Origin of the sequence: Curtobacterium sp. Leaf154, assembly GCF_001424595.1 — a bacterium.
In the GTDB taxonomy this organism is placed as follows: Bacteria; Actinomycetota; Actinomycetes; order Actinomycetales; family Microbacteriaceae; genus Curtobacterium; species Curtobacterium poinsettiae.
This window is the reverse complement of sequence record NZ_LMOS01000003.1, coordinates 228,357-246,544: the sequence shown is the minus strand read 5'-3', so window position 1 is coordinate 246,544 and position 18,188 is coordinate 228,357. Positions and strand designations below refer to the sequence as shown.

At 69.8% G+C, this 18,188-nt stretch carries 12 protein-coding genes; 8 read left to right on the top strand and 4 right to left on the bottom strand.

Going from position 1 to position 18,188, the window contains the following annotated elements; translation table 11 throughout:
- Positions 1-119: 119 nt before the first annotated feature.
- Positions 120-3,362: an Ig-like domain-containing protein gene (locus ASF75_RS05830; protein ID WP_235517553.1), complete on the bottom strand. Its 3,243-nt coding sequence runs from the start codon at positions 3,360-3,362 to the stop codon at positions 120-122.
- Between the two features lie 789 nt (positions 3,363-4,151).
- Between ASF75_RS05830 and dnaK the strand changes: the two genes are divergently transcribed.
- The 4 genes from dnaK (at position 4,152) to ASF75_RS05810 (ending at position 8,261) form a co-directional block, all read left to right on the top strand.
- Positions 4,152-6,017 (top strand): molecular chaperone DnaK, encoded by a 1,866-nt coding sequence (gene dnaK / locus ASF75_RS05825; protein ID WP_017886379.1) that lies wholly within the window; start codon positions 4,152-4,154, stop codon positions 6,015-6,017.
- A gap of 2 nt (positions 6,018-6,019) precedes the next feature.
- Complete coding sequence (locus ASF75_RS05820) at positions 6,020-6,679, top strand: nucleotide exchange factor GrpE (protein ID WP_082046895.1); 660 nt, start codon at positions 6,020-6,022, stop codon at positions 6,677-6,679.
- Positions 6,680-6,720: 41 nt separating this feature from the next.
- Positions 6,721-7,725: a DnaJ C-terminal domain-containing protein gene (locus ASF75_RS05815; protein ID WP_056069551.1), complete on the top strand. Its 1,005-nt coding sequence runs from the start codon at positions 6,721-6,723 to the stop codon at positions 7,723-7,725.
- Between the two features lie 125 nt (positions 7,726-7,850).
- Positions 7,851-8,261 (top strand): heat shock protein transcriptional repressor HspR, encoded by a 411-nt coding sequence (locus tag ASF75_RS05810; protein WP_027464889.1) that lies wholly within the window; start codon positions 7,851-7,853, stop codon positions 8,259-8,261.
- Positions 8,262-8,331: 70 nt separating this feature from the next.
- Here the strand turns inward: ASF75_RS05810 and ASF75_RS05805 are convergent, their stop codons facing one another.
- Positions 8,332-10,389, bottom strand: a complete 2,058-nt coding sequence (locus ASF75_RS05805) for an Ig-like domain-containing protein (RefSeq protein ID WP_056069546.1) — start codon at positions 10,387-10,389, stop codon at positions 8,332-8,334.
- 121 nt (positions 10,390-10,510) lie between these two features.
- On the opposite strand from ASF75_RS05805, the gene ASF75_RS05800 reads away from it, so the two are divergent.
- A complete protein-coding gene (locus ASF75_RS05800) occupies positions 10,511-11,656 on the top strand; it encodes a class I SAM-dependent methyltransferase (protein ID WP_056069543.1) in 1,146 nt (381 codons plus the stop codon).
- Between the two features lie 72 nt (positions 11,657-11,728).
- On the opposite strand, the gene ASF75_RS05795 is transcribed toward ASF75_RS05800, so the two are convergent.
- Both ASF75_RS05795 and ASF75_RS05790 read right to left on the bottom strand, forming a co-directional pair.
- On the bottom strand, positions 11,729-12,559 hold the full coding sequence (locus ASF75_RS05795; protein ID WP_017886373.1) for an aldo/keto reductase: 831 nt from the start codon (positions 12,557-12,559) through the stop codon (positions 11,729-11,731).
- Between the two features lie 115 nt (positions 12,560-12,674).
- Entirely contained in the window at positions 12,675-13,094 is a 420-nt protein-coding gene (locus ASF75_RS05790; protein WP_017886372.1) for a hypothetical protein, read from the bottom strand.
- 237 nt (positions 13,095-13,331) lie between these two features.
- Between ASF75_RS05790 and ASF75_RS05785 the strand changes: the two genes are divergently transcribed.
- The 3 genes from ASF75_RS05785 (at position 13,332) to tatA (ending at position 18,153) form a co-directional block, all read left to right on the top strand.
- A complete protein-coding gene (locus ASF75_RS05785; protein WP_056069539.1) occupies positions 13,332-16,049 on the top strand; it encodes a glycoside hydrolase family 2 protein in 2,718 nt (905 codons plus the stop codon).
- Between the two features lie 111 nt (positions 16,050-16,160).
- Positions 16,161-17,717 carry a sugar transferase gene (locus ASF75_RS05780; protein WP_017886370.1) on the top strand — a complete coding sequence of 519 codons (1,557 nt, stop codon included), beginning with the start codon at positions 16,161-16,163 and terminating at the stop codon, positions 17,715-17,717.
- Between the two features lie 148 nt (positions 17,718-17,865).
- Positions 17,866-18,153: a twin-arginine translocase TatA/TatE family subunit gene (tatA, locus tag ASF75_RS05775; protein ID WP_017886369.1), complete on the top strand. Its 288-nt coding sequence runs from the start codon at positions 17,866-17,868 to the stop codon at positions 18,151-18,153.
- Positions 18,154-18,188 lie beyond the last annotated feature (35 nt).

The following is an 18,188-nucleotide window of genomic DNA, read 5'->3' as shown; positions in this document are numbered from 1 at the left end:
GCCCCAGGCCGGCGGCATTCGTCGTTCTGTCCCGCTGTTCTCCTCCCGCATCGCGGTTGACGCACGGGAACGGGCGCCCCTCCTGGTGGAGGGGCGCCCGTCGCGTGGTGCTGGTGGTGTTACCGGATGACGTTGATGGTGCGCTGGTCAGCAGGGCCGTTGAGGTTGCCCTTGGTGATCTGCTTGGTGAACAGCGTGTACGCCTGCGGGGTGAGGGTGCGCTCGACGGAGATCGTCCAGGCGCCCTGACCGTTCACCGTCGCGGAGCCCAGGCGGCTCACGGTGCCGTTCAGGACGACCTTGGCGCCGGGGGCACCGGTCCCCGTGAAGACGACCTGGTCGCCGCGGAGGGTCCCACCGTTGCCGGGGGTCTCGATGACGAGGTCCGCGGGCGTGCCGTAGTCGAGCGTCGCCGTCTTGGGCGCCGAGACCGTGCCGTTGACCGTCTGGGTGACGGTGAAGGTGCGGACGCCGGCGACCGTGGCGGGGATCGTGACGGAGTACTTCCCGTCGACGGCCTTGACGCTCTCGATGATCGTCGTGCCTTCGCGGACGATGACGTCCGCCCCGGTCTGGGCGTTGCCCGAGACGACGGCGTTCTGCTCGACGTCACGGTCGAAGACCCCGTTGGCCGTCAGCGCCGTGATCTGCTCGTTGCGGACGGTGACGGTGATGTTGACGCGCTGGGTGAGGCCGCCCTTGCTGGTCTGGAGTGCGTGGAGGTCGTAGACCGCCGGGTTGAGCTGGCGGGTGACGTCCACGGTCCAGGCGCCGTCGGCGATCTTGGTGTCACCGACGGAGGAGCTGTTGCCGCGCATGTCGAGCTTGGCGCCGGTGGCTCCGGTGCCGGTGAAGCGGATGGAGCCGTTGGTGACGGTGGCGCCGTTGGCCGGGGTCTGGATGACCGGGGCTGCGGGGTTGCCGTAGTCGAGGGAACGGTCCAGTGGTGCGGAGACCTGGCCTCGGACGGTCTGGGTGACGGTGAAGTCGTTGACGCCGAAGTGGGCCTTGTTCGCGGGGATCGTGATCGTGTAGCGGCCGTTGGTGGCGATGGCGGTGCCGATGGTGTCGCCGTTGCTGTCCTTCACGGTGACGGTTGCGCCGGGGTTGGCGGAGCCGGTGATCGCGGCGGGCAGGTTCTCGTCCGTGGCGTTGAACGCGGCGGTCGCGGTCAACGGAGCAACCGGAGCCTCGTCGGTGATCGTGATCGTGATCGGGACCTGCGTCGTGAGTCCGCCCTTGGTGGTCTGCACGGCGCGCAGGTTGTAGACGTTGTTCGCCAGGTCGATCGTCACCGGTGCGTTCCAGACACCGTCGGTGACGGTACCGGTCGCGATGGCTCGGACGGAACCGCGGACGTCGATGCGGGCGCCCTCGTCACCGGTACCGGTGAAGGTCAGGCCGTCCTTCTGGACCGTCGAGCCGTTCGCCGGGCTGGTGATGCGGATCGGTGCCGGCATCCCGTAGTCGAGCGAGACGTCCTTCTCGGGCGAGGTCGTGTCGTTCTTCGTCTGGGTCACGGTGAAGTCGTTGACGCCGGTGTGGGCGAACGACGGCGGGACCGGGATCGAGTACTTCCCGTCGACGGCCTCGGTGCGGCCGACCTCGTTGCCGAGGCTGTCCTTGACGATCACGGTCGCGCCCGTGGTGGCGTCGCCGGAGATCGTCGCGGGCTTGGTGACGTCGTCATCGAATGCGCCGACCGCGGTGAGCTCGGTCGTGAGCGGGTTCGTCGCGACCGTGAACGAGACCTTCTCGGTGCTCGGCGCCCCGGCGAGCGGGGTCTGGGTCACGTCGAACTCGTAGGAACCGTCCGCGAGGTCCGCGGTCGCGGGGACGCTCCAGGCGCCGTCCTTCACGACGGTGGTCGCGACGAGGTTGTCCTCGGCGTCGCGGATCTCGATCGTGGCACCCTCGTCGCCGGTACCCGAGAACACCGGGCGCTTCGAGTCGACCGTGGAGCCGTCGGCCGGCGTGGTGACGACGAGCGCGTCCGGTGCGGGAACCTCGGCGGCTTCGACCGTGGCCTGCGTGGTGCTGGTGGTGTTGAACGCTCCCTCGGTGGCGGTACCGCTGAGCACGGTGCGCATCGGGAAGGTGCCGGCCTCGGCGTCCTCGGGCGTGTTCACGTCGATGTTCCAGCGCATCAGGGACGCGTCGGGAAGGTTCCAGGTCGTGGTGGTCGTCGCGAAGTCGTAGGTGTACTTCGTGCCGTCCGCGGAACGGACCCCGTTGGTCAGGGTCATGGCCGAGTTCGTCCAGGCGTCGTCACCCGGCTTCTTGAACGAACCCTCGATCGTGCTCTGGTCCGCGGCGAAGGTGGTGCCCTCGGGAGCGGTGAACTCGACCTTGCCCTGCGGGCGGCTGATCGAACCGTTCGTCTTGAAAAGGGATTCCACCGAGGTGACCTCGCCACGTTCGAGCGTGACTGCGGTGCCGGCCTGGCCAGAGATCGCGGCGTCGTTGATCACGACGTCGAGGTCCTTCGAGTCGTGCTCCTCGCCTTCGATCTCCTGCACCACGTGTAGTGCGTTCGTGCCGCGCTCGAGGCCGTCGACCGTGATGCTCCACGCACCGGTCTCGGCGTCGGCCTCGGTGCTCTCGTCGCCGATCGTGATCGTCGCGCCCGGAGTTGCGGTACCCGAGATCACGGCGGACTTGCCTGCGTGGTCGATCGAAGCGATGTCGGCCACGAGGTCGACGACGTTCGTCTCGATCGTCGTGGTCGTCGTACCCTCGGCCAGGAAGTCACCCTTGCTGCTGGTACCCGGCATGGAGAAGTCCATTGCGTCGGAACCGGCGGGGGCGTCATCGGCAGCGGTGACACCGACCATGAAGCGGTACTGCTCGTTCGCGCCGTGGTTGGCGGCCCAGTCAACGTCGAACGTGATGGTCTTGCCGTCGCTCGAGGGCGAGCCGTTCGTCAGCGGAATCGAGGAGGAGTCCGACCAGTCCGTGTCACCGACCTTCCGCCACTGGCCCGACACCGTGGTCTGGTCATCGAACGTGGTGCCCTCGGGTGCGGTGAGCGTTACCGTGGCCTTGGTGTTCGTGCGTGCTTCGCGGTTCTCGATGGTGAAGGGCACCTTCGTGCTCTCGCCACGCTCGAGCTCGATCGGGCCCTGGTCGACGCCGACGAGCGTGCCACCCTCGACGATCTCGGGCGACACCGTCTTGCGGTCGAACTCGGTGCCGTTGACCTTCTGGATCACGACGAGGTCGTTCTTGCCCACGGCGAGCCCGGTCACCGTGATCGACCACGCACCGGAAGCGTTTGCGTCGACTTCCTGCGAACCGATCGACACCTTCGCACCCGGCGTCGCCGTCCCCGAGACCACCGCACTCTTCGCGATGTTGTTCACCTTCGTGACGTTCGCCGTCAACGAGCGCGTGTCCGTGATCGGACCAGCATCGCCAACGAACTCAAAGTTTCCGTTCCCGATTCCAATACCGGAGAACCTGTTGTTGGAAGGGGCGGTGCGAATCGCACCCAGCCCTGACCCGTTTGCTTTGAGCAGTCCATTTTCCAATTTGAAGCTCGCGCAGGTGCTACTCAGGGTGAGAATGCCATCCCAGGAGTCCACGCAGTAGCTCCGAGTGGACAGCGTGTAGCGGCCGTCCCGCCCACTGACCGTGAGATGTGTTGCATTCGCCTTTGCGGTCGCAAGGGACGACGTGGTCGACGCGAAGACGTAGCTGTTGGCAGCGAAATCTTGCCAATAGGTGTACTGGCTGCCGTTCTTCAGGATCAATTGGATGGTCGAATTCGTACTGGAGGAGGGGGTCGCTGAGGCGGGTGCGGCGCCGAAGGACAGGCCAGAGACGATGGTGGCTGCGGCCAGACCGGTGGCACCCATGGACTTGAGGGCAGTCGAGGCCCTCTTCTTGTGAGACATGTGCATCTTTCAGGACAGGCCGCATCGTGCGCGGCTTGCGGTAAGGGGCAGATGCGCCACCCATGGCGCAACGTGTGTATCAAGAATATCATGTGAAATACGAACGCACAGCCACGCCAGCCTTCGATAAAACTGAGAGTTGAGCCTGACTGACGCAACTTCGGCCCCACGACTTGACGCCCAGGCGGTCCCGAGTAGGGTTGAGTCCATCGGACGCAAGTCCAACGACTTACCCCCAAGCAAGAGGAGCAACACATGGGACGTGCAGTAGGCATCGACCTCGGAACCACCAACTCCGTCGTCTCCGTTCTCGAAGGTGGCGAGCCCACCGTCATCGCCAACGCCGAGGGCATGCGCACCACGCCGTCGATCGTGGCGTTCACGAAGGACGGCGAGGTCCTGGTCGGCGAGACCGCGAAGCGCCAGGCCGTGACGAACGTCGACCGCACCATCGCGTCGGTCAAGCGTCACGTCGGCACCGACTGGACCACCGAGATCGACGGCAAGAAGTACACGCCGCAGGAGATCTCGGCCCGCACCCTCGGCAAGCTCAAGCGCGACGCCGAGCAGTACCTCGGCGAAGACGTCACGGACGCGGTCATCACCGTGCCGGCGTACTTCAACGACGCCGAGCGCCAGGCCACGAAGGACGCCGGTGAGATCGCCGGCCTCAACGTCCTCCGCATCATCAACGAGCCGACCGCCGCCGCTCTGGCCTACGGCCTCGACAAGGGCAAGGAAGACGAGCTCATCCTGGTCTTCGACCTCGGTGGTGGCACGTTCGACGTCTCCCTGCTCGAGGTGGGCAAGGACGACGACTTCTCGACGATCCAGGTCCGCGCGACCTCCGGTGACAACCGCCTCGGCGGCGACGACTGGGACCAGCGCATCGTCGACTACCTGGTCAAGAAGTTCAAGGACGAGCACGGCGTCGACCTGTCCACGGACAAGATCGCCAAGCAGCGCCTGAAGGAAGCGGCTGAGCAGGCCAAGAAGGAGCTGTCGTCGCAGATGTCGGCGAACATCCAGCTCCCGTACCTGACGCTCACCGCCGAGGGCCCGCTGAACCTGGACGAGACCATCTCGCGCGCACAGTTCGAGCAGATGACCTCCGACCTGCTCGACCGCACCAAGAAGCCGTTCAACGACGTCATCAAGGAAGCCGGTGTCTCGGTCAACGACATCGCGCACGTGGTGCTCGTCGGTGGCTCGACCCGTATGCCCGCCGTGGCCGAGGTCGTCAAGTCGCTGACCGGTGGCAAGTCCCCGAACCAGGGCGTCAACCCGGACGAGGTCGTCGCAGTCGGTGCCGCGCTGCAGGCCGGTGTGCTGAAGGGCGAGCGCAAGGACGTCCTGCTCATCGACGTCACGCCGCTGTCGCTCGGCATCGAGACCAAGGGCGGCCTGATGACGAAGCTCATCGACCGCAACACCGCGATCCCGACCAAGCGGAGCGAGACCTTCACGACCGCTGACGACAACCAGCCGTCGGTCGCGATCCAGGTGTTCCAGGGCGAGCGCGAGTTCACCCGCGACAACAAGCCGCTCGGCACCTTCGAGCTCACCGGCATCGCCCCGGCTCCCCGTGGCGTGCCGCAGGTCGAGGTCACCTTCGACATCGACGCCAACGGCATCGTGCACGTGTCCGCCAAGGACAAGGGCACCGGCAAGGAGCAGTCGATGGTCATCTCCGGCGGCTCGTCGCTGCCGAAGGAGGACATCGAGCGCATGGTCCGCGAAGCCGAGGAGCACGCCGCCGAGGACAAGGCACGTCGCGAGGCCAACGAGCGTCGCAACCAGGCCGAGCAGCTCGTCTACTCGATCGAGAAGCTCATCAAGGAGAACGACGAGAAGCTCCCCGCGGACGTCAAGTCCGAGGTGCAGGCCGATGTCGACGCGCTCAAGTCCGCTCTTGCGGGCGAGGACGACGACGCCGTGAAGACCGCCTTCGACAAGCTCAACGAGTCGCAGGGCAAGCTCGGCCAGGCCATCTACAGCCAGCAGGACGCAGCAGCCGGCGCCGCCGGTGGCGAGCAGCCCGCGGGCGAGCAGCCGGCCGACGACGAGGACATCGTCGACGCCGAGGTCGTGGACGACGAGGACGACAAGGACAAGAAGTAACGATGACGGATCCCAAGGACAACGCGCCCCACGAGGACGAGCCCCAGGTCGAGGGCGACGCCACGAACGCGGCCGAGCCCGAGGACCTCATCGAGGCGGAGGGGCCCGACGTCGAAGTACCGACGGACGGCCCCGCCGCCGGGGGGCCGGCGGCCGATGCAGCGAACGACCTCTCCCCGGAGGACGAAGCGCTGCTCGCCGACGCAGCCCGCGGCATCGCCGAGGACAAGCTCAGCACCGAGGACCGTGACCTCGTCGCCGAGATGCGTGCGGACATGCTCCGTGCGCAGGCCGAGCTGGTGAACTTCCGGAAGCGCGTCGAGCGTGACCGGGAGGCCAACCGCGAGGTCGCCATCGCCGAAGTGGTGCGGGCCCTGCTGCCGGCGCTCGACGACCTCACCCGGGCCGAGGCCCACGGTGACCTCGCCGAGGGGCCGATGCAGGTCATCGGCCAGAAGATCCGCGGGGGCTTCGAGAAGTTCAAGCTCGTGCAGATCGGCGAGAAGGGCGAGGCGTTCGACCCGAACATCCACGAGGCGATCGTCCAGCTCCCCACCCCGGGTGCCACCGGACAGACCGTCGCGGACGTCGTCGAGCCGGGCTACAAGCTCGGTGAGCGCGTCCTCCGCGCGGCCAAGGTCGCGGTGGCGGTCCCGGCCTGAGCCGGGTCCCCACGGTGACGACAGAAGAAGGCAGGTGATCCATGGCCAGTCAGGATTGGTTCGACAAGGACTTCTACAAGGTCCTCGGCGTGTCCAAGGACGCCTCCGACGCCGAGCTGAAGAAGACGTACCGGAAGCTCGCGCGGCAGTTCCACCCGGACTCCAACCCGGGTGACGCCGCCGCCGAGAACCGCTTCAAGGAGATCAGCGAGGCGTACTCGGTGCTCTCCGACAAGGAGCAGCGCCAGGAGTACGACCAGGTCCGCGCCATGGGCTCCGGCGCCCGCTTCACAGCGGGCGGCGGGGGCCAGGGCGGGTTCGAGGACGTCTTCGGCGGGATGTTCGGGCAGCAGGGCGGCGGCGGACAGCGTGTCCGCTTCGGCCAGGGTGGCCCCGGCGGTGCCGGTGGATTCGAGGATATCCTCGGCGGGATGTTCGGCGGAGGTGGCGGCTTCGGCCAGACCTCCGGCGGCTACCGCGGCTTCGGTGGGCCGACGAAGGGCCGCGACGTCACGGCGTCGACGACCCTCGACTTCACGACGGCCATCGCCGGTGAGACCGTCAAGCTGTCGCAGGGCAACGGTCGACCGGTGAACGTCCGCATCCCCGCGGGCGTTGCCGACGGCCAGAAGATCCGTCTGCGCGGCCGCGGCGAGCCCTCGCCCGACGGGGGTGAGGCCGGCGACCTCGTGGTCGCCGTGTCGGTGCGGAAGCACCCGGTGTTCGAGCGCGACGGGCTGAACCTGCGCGTGGACGTCCCCGTGACGTTCACCGAGGCGGCGCTCGGCGCGACGATCGAGGTCCCGACGCTCGGCGGTTCGCCGGTGAAGCTCAAGGTCGCATCCGGCACGCCGTCGGGTCGCGTCCTGCGCGTCAAGGGTCGCGGTGTCACGACGAAGAACGGCACGGGCGACCTGCTCGCGACCGTCCAGGTCGCGGTGCCGTCGCACCTGTCGGACAAGCAGCGCGAGGCCGTCGAGGCACTTGCGGCTGCGCTGCCCGACGAGAACCCCCGCGAGGACCTCCTCGCCAAGGCGCGCGACTAGCGTCGCGGACGTAATGCAGGAAACCGGCCTGGAGGCTCGGCGCGGCTTCCCGGCGGACGCTCGCCGTGCCTTCAGGCTGGTTTCTACCCCACGCGGACGACGGAAAGGAACGCGCCATGACCGACATGGACGAGAACTCGCCCGTCTTCGCGATCGCGGTCGCTGCGGAGCTCGCCGAGATGCACCCGCAGACGCTGCGGCAGTACGACCGGCTCGGCCTGGTCGTGCCGGGCCGCACCCGGGGTGGGTCGCGGCGGTACTCGATGCGCGATGTCGTGCAGTTGCGCGAGATCGCGCGACTCGGCTCCGAGGGGGTGTCGCTGGAGGGGATCCGGCGGGTGCTCGACCTGGAGAACGAGAACAAGGCGCTGCGCGACCGGGTGCGTGAACTCGAGTCGGCGTTGGCCGACCAGCTCATCAACCGGCCCGGTGCGCGGGTCTTCGCCGCCACCGCGAGTGGTGCGGCGATCTCGCTCAAGGCGGGGTCGCGGCCGCAGCGGAACACGCAGATCGTCCTGTACCGCGGACCGCGCTGAAAGGCAGCGACAGGCGAACGCCCCCGGTGACCGAGTGGTCACCGGGGGCGTTCTGTGTGGGCTGTGTGGCTTACTTGACGGTGAAGCGGACGGGGAGCTCGCTGGCGGCGTTGCCGGGCGTGGTCTGCTTCGCGGTGAGGGCGTAGCTGCCACGGCCGAGGTTGATGTTCGACGCCACGCTCCACTTGCCGTCGGCGTTGACCTCGGCGGTCGCGACGACGCGGGAGGTGCCGCGGATCTCGATCGTCGAGCCGGCCTGGCCGGTGCCGGTGAAGGTGGGGCGGGGTCCGGTGGTGGTGCCGTTCATCCCGGGGGACGTGACCGTCAACGGCGCTGCCGTGGCGGTGACGGAGAAGCGGACGGGGGCTTCGCTGGTGGCGTTGCCGGTGGTGGTCTGCTTCGCGGTGAGGGCGTAGCTGCCACGGCCGAGGTCGATGCTCGACGTGGCGCTCCACTTGCCGTCGGCGTTGACCTCGGCGGTCCCGACGACGCGCGAGGTGCCGCGGATCTCGATCGTGGACCCGGCCTGGCCCGTGCCGGTGAAGGTGGGGCGGGGGCCGGTGGCGGTGCCGTTCATCCCGGGGGACGTGACCACGAGCGGTGCGACGGCGTCGTCTTCGGTGGTGAAGGCGATGTCGCGCATCACCGAGGAGCGTCCGTCGGCGGTGGTCTGCGTGAACGTGACCTCGTACCCGTCCTTGCTGGTCAGGTCCGCGGTGGCGTCCCAGGTGCCCACGCCCGACCGGGCACCGTCTGCCTTCGTCTCGAAGAGTCGCTGGCCGCGCTGGTCGGTCGCGGTGATCGTCGCGCCCGCCTCGGCGGTGCCGGCGAACGCCCGCTTGCCCGGTGTGTAGTCGTTCTCGTCCGCGAGGCCCTCGACCCGCAGGAGGCGGGGGAGCGCCACGCGCTCGGACGTCCCGCTGAAGTCGCGGCCGTCGAAGACCAGGTTGACCATGTCGAGCTGCTTGCCGGTCGCGGCGGCGGCGATCGTGTAGCTCCACACGGCATCGGCGCTGGTGGCGTGCCCGACGACCCGGTCGCCGTCGAGGATCCAGAGTCCAGGAGCGTCGTCGTGCTCCCCGACCACCTGGACGCGCCCGTCCGGGTGGACGAACACGGACCGGAGGGACGGTGCGGCGGCAGTCGGGTCGATCGGCAGCTGCTCGAGTGCGACGGGCACACGGGGCGACGAGGTGCCGTCGGCAGTGCGTCCGACGACGTAGACCGTGGAGCCGACGCGGTCCTGCGGGAGCCGAGCAGAGTAGCCGGTCTCGCCGAGGCGGGCGTCGGCGATGGTGGAGCCGGCTTCGTCCTGCACGACGACCGAGTCCACGTCCTCAGCGACGGAACCCGCCACGACGAACGACCCGTCGAGGACGCGCCCCTTCTGCACGACCGTGGGTGCGGTCGGCGCGTCCGATGCCGCCGGCGAGAACCGGACGTCGCGGAGCTCGTTCGTCCGGCCGTCGGTCGTCGTCTGGGTGAGGGTGATCACGTGGTCGGCGTCGGTGAGGTCGGCGTCGGCGCTCCAGGTGCCGGTCCCGTTGCGGGCTCCGCTCACCTCGGTCGTGAACAGGGTGGCGCCCGACGTGGTGTCCTTCGCCACGATGGTCGCGCCGGCAGTCGCGCTGCCGGCGAAGTGGTTGGTGCCGGGCGTGAACGTGTTCTGCTCCTGCTGCAGTCCGTCGACCTTGATGGTGCGCGGGATCGGGATGCGCTCGCCGCGGGTCTGGGTGCCGTCGGCAGCGGTGTGGACCCGGATCACTTCGAGACCGGCGTCCTGCAGCCGGTTCCGCACGGTGATGAAGAACGCGCCGCCGCCGGTCGAGCGGTCGTACACCGTGTCACCGAGGACCAGCCAGAGGTCGTCGCCCCCGGCATCGCCGGCCAGGATCCGGGATCCGTACGGTGTGCTCCAGTCCTGGTGGAACTTCGGCGCCGGCAGCGCGGGGTCGACGGGCAGCGCGTCGAAGTCAGGGGTGTCGGCGCGCACCGCGGAGTCCGAGGTGGAAGGCGCGGCGGCCGTCGGGGCAGCGGTCGCGACGCTCGGCGTCAGCAGGCCGAAGCCGAGGGAGGCGGTGAGGACGCCGCAGACGACTGCGGCGCTCCGGAACGAGGTGGATGCCATTGAGGGCTCCTTCTGGTGGGGGACCTCCAGAGTACTGACATGTGAAATACACAGCCTGTTCACATCGTGAGTGCGATGACGACGTGCTCCGGGGTCGACCGCCTCCGGGTACGCTGACGCGGTGCCAGACTTCGCCGACTTCTTCCGCCGACGCGACGACGCCGCGCCGGACCTCATCGCGATCGACGGCACGGACCGGTTCCTCATCGACGAGGCACCGCACGTGCACGGCGACGCGCTCCGGCAGCCGGGCGAGGTCGCGGTCGTCGATGATCGGCACGGGGTGCTGACGCTCGGCCTCATCACGCAGTACGGCGCGAGCGACATCCGGGTCGTCCAGGACTCCCTGGTGGGGGAGCGCGCACTCGAGGCCAACGCCGGCACCTTCGGACTCCGTGGGTTCCACCACCCCGACTCGTTCGAGGCTGCGTTCCGCGACGTCCGGCTGGTCGTGCTGCGGCTGTCGAAGTCGCACGACCGACTGGACGAGATCGCCCGCGCCGTCGCCCGCTTCGCCGCGCCCGACGTCGTGTTGCTCTGCGGCGGCAACGTCAAGTACATGAACCTGTCGCAGAACGACGTGCTGCGCCGGTCGTTCGGCGACGTCACTGCCTCGCGTGGCCGGGGCAAGTCGCGGCTGCTCATCGCGCAGGACCCGCTCCGCGCCCAGGCCACCCGTGCCGCGACCACGAACCCCTGGCCCCGGTCGGTGCACGTCGACGACCTCGGCATGACCCTGGTCGCGCACGGTGGCGTGTTCGCGGGGACGTCGCTCGACCAGGGCACGCGGGTGCTCCTCGACGCGATGGACCGAGCGGTCCCCACCGCGCGCACGGTCGTGGACCTGGGGAGTGGCAACGGCGTGATCGCAGCGGCGACCGCGCTGCGCCGACCGAACGTCCGCGTGGTCGCCACCGACGTGTCGCGGATCGCGGTGGAGTCGACGCGCGCGACGGCGGAGGCCAACGGGGTCGCCGACCGGGTGACGGTGCTGCGGACCGACGCGGGCGACGAGCTCGCCGAGGGGTCCGCGCAGCTGGTGCTGTGCAACCCGCCGTTCCACGCGGACACGGCGGTGACCACGGACACCGCCGAGGCGATGTTCCGGAACGCGGCCACGATCCTCCAGGCCGGCGGTGAACTGTGGTGCGTCTGGAACACGCACCTGCGCTACCGGCCGGTCCTCTCGCGCCTGGTCGGGCCGACCCGCGAGGTCGTCAGGACCCCGAAGTTCACCGTGACGGCCTCGGTCGCGACGAACCGCTGACGGCCACGGACGGCGAGAGCCGCCCGGGCTGACCCGGACGGCTCTCGCGACGTGCTGCTGTGCTGGGATCGATCAGGCCGGCACGTAGTCGAACGTGTCGGGGTCGGGACCCGTGCGGTGGCCCTTGTCGAGGCCGGTGATGTCCGTCATGTCCTCGTCCGAGAGCTCGAAGTCGAAGATCGCGAAGTTCTCCTCGACGCGGGCGCGCGTGACGGACTTCGGGAACACGATGTCGCCGCGCTGGATGTGCCAACGGAGGACGACCTGCGCCGGGGACTTGCCGACCGACGAGGCGATGCGGGTGATGGTCTCGTCGTCGAGCACGAGGCCCTGCGCGATCGGGGACCACGCCTCGGTCGCGATGCCGTGCTCACGGTTGTAGGCGCGGAGTTCGTCCTGCGCCAGGTACGGGTGCACCTCGATCTGGTTCACGGCCGGGGTGATGGTCGTCTCGGCGGCGAGGCGGTTGAGGTGGTTGGTCTGGAAGTTCGAGACACCGATCGACCGGGCGGTACCGGCGGCGTAGAGCTCCTCGAAGGCCTTCCACGTCGGCACGAAGTCCGAGACGGTGGGCAGGGGCCAGTGGATCAGGAAGAGGTCGGTGTAGCCGCCGAGCAGCTCGGCCGACTTCTTGCCGTTCTCCAGCGCAGCCTCGGGGTCGTGGAAGCCGTTGTTGAGCTTCGAGGTGACGAAGATCTCCTCACGCGGGATGCCGGACGCAGCGATCGCCTCACCGACCTCCTTCTCGTTGCCGTACATCTCGGCGGTGTCGATGTGGCGGTAGCCGACCTCGAGCGCAGCCAGCGTGGCGGCCTTCGTCTCGGAGGGGTCGATCTGGAAGACACCGAAGCCGAGCTGCGGGATGGTCTTGCCGTCGTTCAGGGTGATGTTCGGAACGGTCATGGACCCATGCAACCAAACGCCCCTCAGCGCGCATTCCGCCGACACCCAGGAACGGCGAGCCCGGGCGCGCCGCGCGGGCTGCGCCGCTCGGGCTGCGCCGCGCGGGCTGCGCAGCTCAGGAGAGCGCAGCCGTGATGTACGCCTGCAGTGCCTGCCCGTACGCGATCGCGGGCACCTCGGACGCGAAGCTGCGGTCGACGCCCCCGATCGTCGCGGTCACCGTGAAGACCACGCGCCCGCCGACCGGCACCCGGGTCAGCCCGATGAACGACGGCCCGAGCAGGTCGCGCAGCTGGTCCTCGCGGGGCAGCCAGAGCGACTCCGACGCGGTGACCGAGTCGAGGGCCCACTCCGTGGTGCCGTTGAAGCCGAGGATCGTGCCGGTGGGGGAGTCGTGCCGTTCGACGGTCATCTCGGACACCGTGTAGACGTCGTCGTCGATGCCGGGCTTGTCGATCACGAACCGGTCCCCGGTCTCGGGGTGCCAGCGGAGGCCGGCGTCACGGAGGGACCTGGCGAGTTCGACGGTGATCACGTTCCCACCTTGCCCGCGCGACCCGCCCCTGTCACCACCTAGGTTGCCGAAAGCATCCCGTACTAGCATCGCCGAGCACCCCTCGCGCGAGCGCACCCCGTTCGCGCGCGCGGCGTGACGACGCCCGGGCAACCGGTGCCGCGCCTCCAGGCCGTGGGACCGGTCGTGGGCCGGGCCGCCGGCCGGCGTCCCCGACCGAGGCTGACGGACACCCTGCCGCCGAAGAGAAGGACCCGCATGACCCTCGAACGCGAGGAACTCCGCGACCACTGGACCGTGACGATGGCCGGAGGAACCGGTGCGCCGGACGGCGTCGTGGGCCGCACCATCCCGGCGACGGTGCCGGGCCAGGTCCACACCGACCTGGAGCGGGAGGGCCTGCTGCCGGACCCGACGTTCCACCTGAACGAGCAGGCCGCCAAGTGGGTCGGCCGCGCCGACTGGGCCTACCGCCGCACGGTCGACGTCGACCCGCGCGGACACGAGCGCGTCGACCTGGTCTGCGACGGCCTGGACACCGTCGCGGAGCTCAGCCTGGACGGCGTCGTCGTGGGCACGACCCGCAACATGCACCGCCGCTACCGGTTCGACGCCCGGGTGCAGACGGGGTCCGGTGGCACCACGAAGGACCTCGAGATCCTGTTCGAGTCGCCGTACCGCGAGGCCGGCCGGGTGGCCGCGAAGGCCGGCAGCATGCCGGGCCCGTACGACGAACCGTTCCCGTACATCCGCAAGATGGCGTCGAACTTCGGCTGGGACTGGGGCCTGACCGCGGTCACGAGCGGCCCCTGGCGGCCGGTCGCGATCGAGCGCTGGTCGACCGCGCGCCTGCGCGAGGTGCGTCCACTCGTCGACGTCGAGGCCGGTGAGGGCGTGCTCGACGCGCACATCACCGTCGAGCGTTCGGGGATGAACGACCTGGACCAGGACGGCGAGGACGACGACCTGGTGCTCGTCGTCACCGTGAGCGGCGAGACCGAGGACGGCGCCACCACGCGTCAGCGCTCCCGCGCGCAGCTGACCCCGAAGGACGACGAGACGGTCGTCACCGTGCGCGTTCCCGAGGCACGACGCTGGTGGCCGCGCGGCTACGGCGCGCAGCCGCAGTACGACGTCGTGGTCGAGCTGCAGACCGTCGACGGCGAGGTGCTCGACCGCGACACGTTCCGCACCGGCTTCCGGTCGACCCGGATCGAGACCCAGGTGGACGGCATCGGTCGCCCCTTCGCGGTGCACGTCAACGGCACCCTCGTCGACGTCCGTGGCGTCAACTGGATCCCCGACGACGTCATCGTCTCGCGCGTGGACCGCGCCCGGCTCGAGTCCCGGCTGGGTGCCGCGGCGTCGCTCGGCACGAACCTCGTGCGCGTCTGGGGCGGCGGCGTGTACGAATCGCGCGACTTCTACGAGGTCTGCGACGAACTCGGACTGCTCGTCTGGCAGGACTTCCCGTTCGCGTGCTCGGCTTACCCGGAGGTCGAGCCGATCCGCAGCGAGGTCATCGCCGAGGCGCGGGACAACGTCGCCCGGCTCGCCCGCCATCCCTCGCTGGTGGTCTGGAACGGCAACAACGAGAACATCTGGCTGCACGACGCCGACGGCTGGGGTGCCGAGCTGGGCGATCGGGGCTGGGGCCTCGACTACTACCTCGACCTGTTGCCGACCATCGTCGACGCCGTCGACCCGTCGCGCTTCTACACGGTCGCGTCGCCGTGGTCCGGTTCCGAGTCGCTGCCCGCGAACGAGGTCGACCACGAGACGCACCACTCCTGGGACGTCTGGAACCGGCTGCCCGACACCGCCTACCGCGAGTCGGTGCCGCGCTTCGTGTCCGAGTTCGGCTGGCAGGCGCCGCCCGCTTGGCGCACGCTGCGCGAGGCGGTCACGGACGCGCCGCTGCGGGTCGACTCGCCCGGTGTGGTCCACCACCAGAAGGCGGCGGACGGGATGGCCAAGCTGGCCCGCGGGCTGGAGCCGCGCTTCGGCACGGTCGATCCGGCAGCGTTCGACGCCTGGCACTACCTGACGCAGCTGCAGCAGGCACGGGCGATCGCGACCGGCATCGAGCACTGGCGCACGCACTGGCCGCGGAACACCGGCGTGGTGGTGTGGCAGCTGAACGACCTGTGGCCGGTGTCGTCGTGGTCCGCGATCGACTCGGCAGGGCGGCTGAAGCCGCTGGCGCACGAGCTGCGCCGCCTGTACGACGACGTGCTGCTGACGATCCGTCCGGTGTCGTCGGTGTCGGTGGCGCCTGGGGCGGCCGACGCGTCCGGTGCGGTCGTTCCGACCAGCGCGTCGGGTGCGTCGGGTGCGTCGGGTGCGGAGCGGACGGGAGGCCCGGATCACCCGGGTGCGCCGCCTGCGGTCGGCGAGACGGCCGATCTGGGTGCGCTCGCGGACACGCTCTCGCTGGGCGTCTCGCCCGGCGCCTTCGGGTCCTCGCCCGTCGAGGTGGCAGTCCGGTCGACCCGCACCGGGCACGACAGCGTCGTCCGGGTGCGCCGGATCACCACGGCCGGCACGATCCTGGCCGAGGTGTCGCTGCCGGTCCGGTTGTCCGGCGCCGGCGTCGCGGTGGTGTCGCTGCCCGAGTCGGTGGGCGTCGTCGACGACCCGGCGAACGAGCTCATCGTCGCGGACATGGACTGGCGCCGTGCGGTCTGGACCCCCGGCCCCGACGCTGCGATGCGCTGGGAGCCGGCGCGCTACCGGACCGCGTTCGCGGTGGTCGACGGCGGCGTGGACCTGACCGTCGAGGCTGACTCGCTCGTCCGCGACCTGCTCGTGCAGCCGGACCGTGTGGCGGCCGGCGGCACGGTGGACCGCGGGTTCATGACGCTGCTGCCCGGCGAACGGGTGGTGTTCCGTCTGCGCGGAGTGACCGAGGCCGACGTCCCCGCGCTCCGGGAGGCGCCCGTGCTCTGGAGTCTGGACCGCGCACTCGACCGTTGATATGCAGAACGACACGGTGATATATTTAATGGTGCGCCGCTCGATGTCGTGACCTGAGCGACTCCGGCGTCCGATCGATCTCCTCGTCGATCGGTCGACAGGAGGCCCCACATGTCGTTCGCGATGCGCCCACCCACCGGAGCGGTCCCCACCGTGCTCCACTCGACCGTGCTCCACCCGACCGCGCTGAACTCGACGGTGCCGACGTCCGCCGGGCCGGTCGGTGCCACGGCGTCACTCCGGACGGTCGCTCCGGCGGGGGCGCGCCGGGGGTTCGTCCCCGCGGTGGCGTTGCTCGACCTCGCGCTGCTGCTCACCGCGTTCGCCATCGCCCACGTCGTGCGGTTCCCCTGGGAGCTCGCATCCGTCCGACCACGCTCGGGCTGGTTCGAGTTCGTGGTGGCCCCCGCCATCGTCGTGGTCTGGATGCTCCTGCTCTCGGTGTTCCGCACCCGCGACCCCCGGATCGCGGGCATCGGCGGCGAGGAGTACCGCCGCCTCGTCACCGCGAGCCTCGTCGCCATCGCCGGGGTCGCGGTCGTCGCGTACGCGGCGCAGCTCGACCTGGCCCGCGGGTACGTCGCGATCGCGTTCCCGCTGGGGCTCGCGTTCCTGACACTCGGCCGCAAGGGTGTCCGCACAGTGCTCGCCCGGAGTCGCGCCCGGGGCGAGCACCTGCAGGACGTCCTGATCGTCGGCGACGCCGAGGACGTCCGGTACGTGGGTGCGCGGATCGCCGCTGCGCCGAGTGCCGGCTACCGCGTGCGGGCCGTCGTCACGGACTGCGCTCCGGCCGGGGCCCGTGTCGACCTGGGGGCGGCAACGGCTCCGGTCGTCGGGGGCATCGATGACGTGCTCGCGCACGCCCGGGCCGAGGGCGTCTCCGCCGTCGTCGTCGCGGGTGCCGTCCGTGGTGGGCACGCCCGCCTCCGTCGCCTCGGGTGGCAGCTCGAGGAACACGGCGTCGAGCTCGTGGTGTCCTCGCCCCTGGCCGACATCGCCGCCGGGCGGGTGCACGAGCGCCCGGTCGACGGGCTGCCGCTCATGCACGTCGAGACCCCCGACTACCGCCGCCGGATGGGCAAGCGGGCGCTCGACGTCGTCGGCGCCGTGCTCGGCCTGGCGTTGCTCTCCCCGGTCCTGGCCGCGGTCGCGCTGGCGGTCCGCGCCGACGACGGCGGGCCGGTGTTCTTCCGGCAGGTCCGCGTCGGTCGCGGTGGCGCGGAGTTCCCGATCCTGAAGTTCCGGACGATGTGCGTCGACGCCGAGGCGCGCATGGCTGCTCTGCAGTCCGAGAACCAGGGCGCCGGTCCGCTGTTCAAGATGCAGGACGACCCGCGGGTGACCCGGGTCGGTGCCTTCCTGCGACGGACCTCGCTCGACGAACTGCCGCAGCTGTGGAACGTGCTCACCGGGTCGATGAGCCTGGTCGGCCCCCGACCGGCCCTGCCCCGCGAAGTCGCGCTGTACGAGGACTTCGCCGACCGCCGACTCCTCGTGACCCCGGGGATCACCGGCCTGTGGCAGGTCAGCGGCCGATCGGACCTCGACTGGGCCGAAGGGGTGCGGCTCGACCTGCACTACGTCGAGAACTGGTCGTTCCTGCACGACCTGGTGATCCTCGCCCGCACCGTCCCGTCGGTGCTGCGGTCCCGCGGCGCGTACTGAGCGCTGCGCTTCCCTGGACGAACGGTGTCCGTTCCGGGGGCCGGCCTGGGCTTCCAGGGGCGGGGGAGTTACGATGGAGGCACACGGACTTCCGCCGCGTGGGTCGACGACGATCACCGGACGGCGACCAGTTCCACAACAAGGAGTCATGATGCTCGGAAACCTCGGCGGCATTCACCTGCTGATCATCCTCGGGATCGTCATCCTGCTGTTCGGCGCGACCAAGCTCCCGGCGCTCGCCAAGGGCCTCGGTCAGTCGATCAACATCTTCAAGAAGGAGATGTCCGACGACGAGAAGAAGGCCCAGGCCAACGGTGCGGCGCCGGACGGCACGGTGCACAACAGCACCGTCCAGAACGCTCCCGCCGAGCCCGCCGCCGGTCCGGTCCTGAACCCGGGGCCGAGCGCGCAGCCCAACACCGACTCCCGGCGTTAGGACACCCAGCCCCGTCCTGTCGGCAGCCCCCGCGA

Coding starts and splice junctions, on each gene's coding strand:
- ASF75_RS05805 (WP_056069546.1), bottom strand. CDS start 10,389: ATGGCATCCACCTCGTTCCGGAGCGCCGCAGTCGTCTGCGGCGTCCTC.
- dnaK (WP_017886379.1), top strand. CDS start 4,152: ATGGGACGTGCAGTAGGCATCGACCTCGGAACCACCAACTCCGTCGTC.
- ASF75_RS05795 (WP_017886373.1), bottom strand. CDS start 12,559: ATGACCGTTCCGAACATCACCCTGAACGACGGCAAGACCATCCCGCAG.
- tatA (WP_017886369.1), top strand. CDS start 17,866: ATGATGCTCGGAAACCTCGGCGGCATTCACCTGCTGATCATCCTCGGG.
- ASF75_RS05820 (WP_082046895.1), top strand. CDS start 6,020: ATGACGGATCCCAAGGACAACGCGCCCCACGAGGACGAGCCCCAGGTC.
- ASF75_RS05815 (WP_056069551.1), top strand. CDS start 6,721: ATGGCCAGTCAGGATTGGTTCGACAAGGACTTCTACAAGGTCCTCGGC.
- ASF75_RS05810 (WP_027464889.1), top strand. CDS start 7,851: ATGGACGAGAACTCGCCCGTCTTCGCGATCGCGGTCGCTGCGGAGCTC.
- ASF75_RS05780 (WP_017886370.1), top strand. CDS start 16,161: ATGTCGTTCGCGATGCGCCCACCCACCGGAGCGGTCCCCACCGTGCTC.
- ASF75_RS05785 (WP_056069539.1), top strand. CDS start 13,332: ATGACCCTCGAACGCGAGGAACTCCGCGACCACTGGACCGTGACGATG.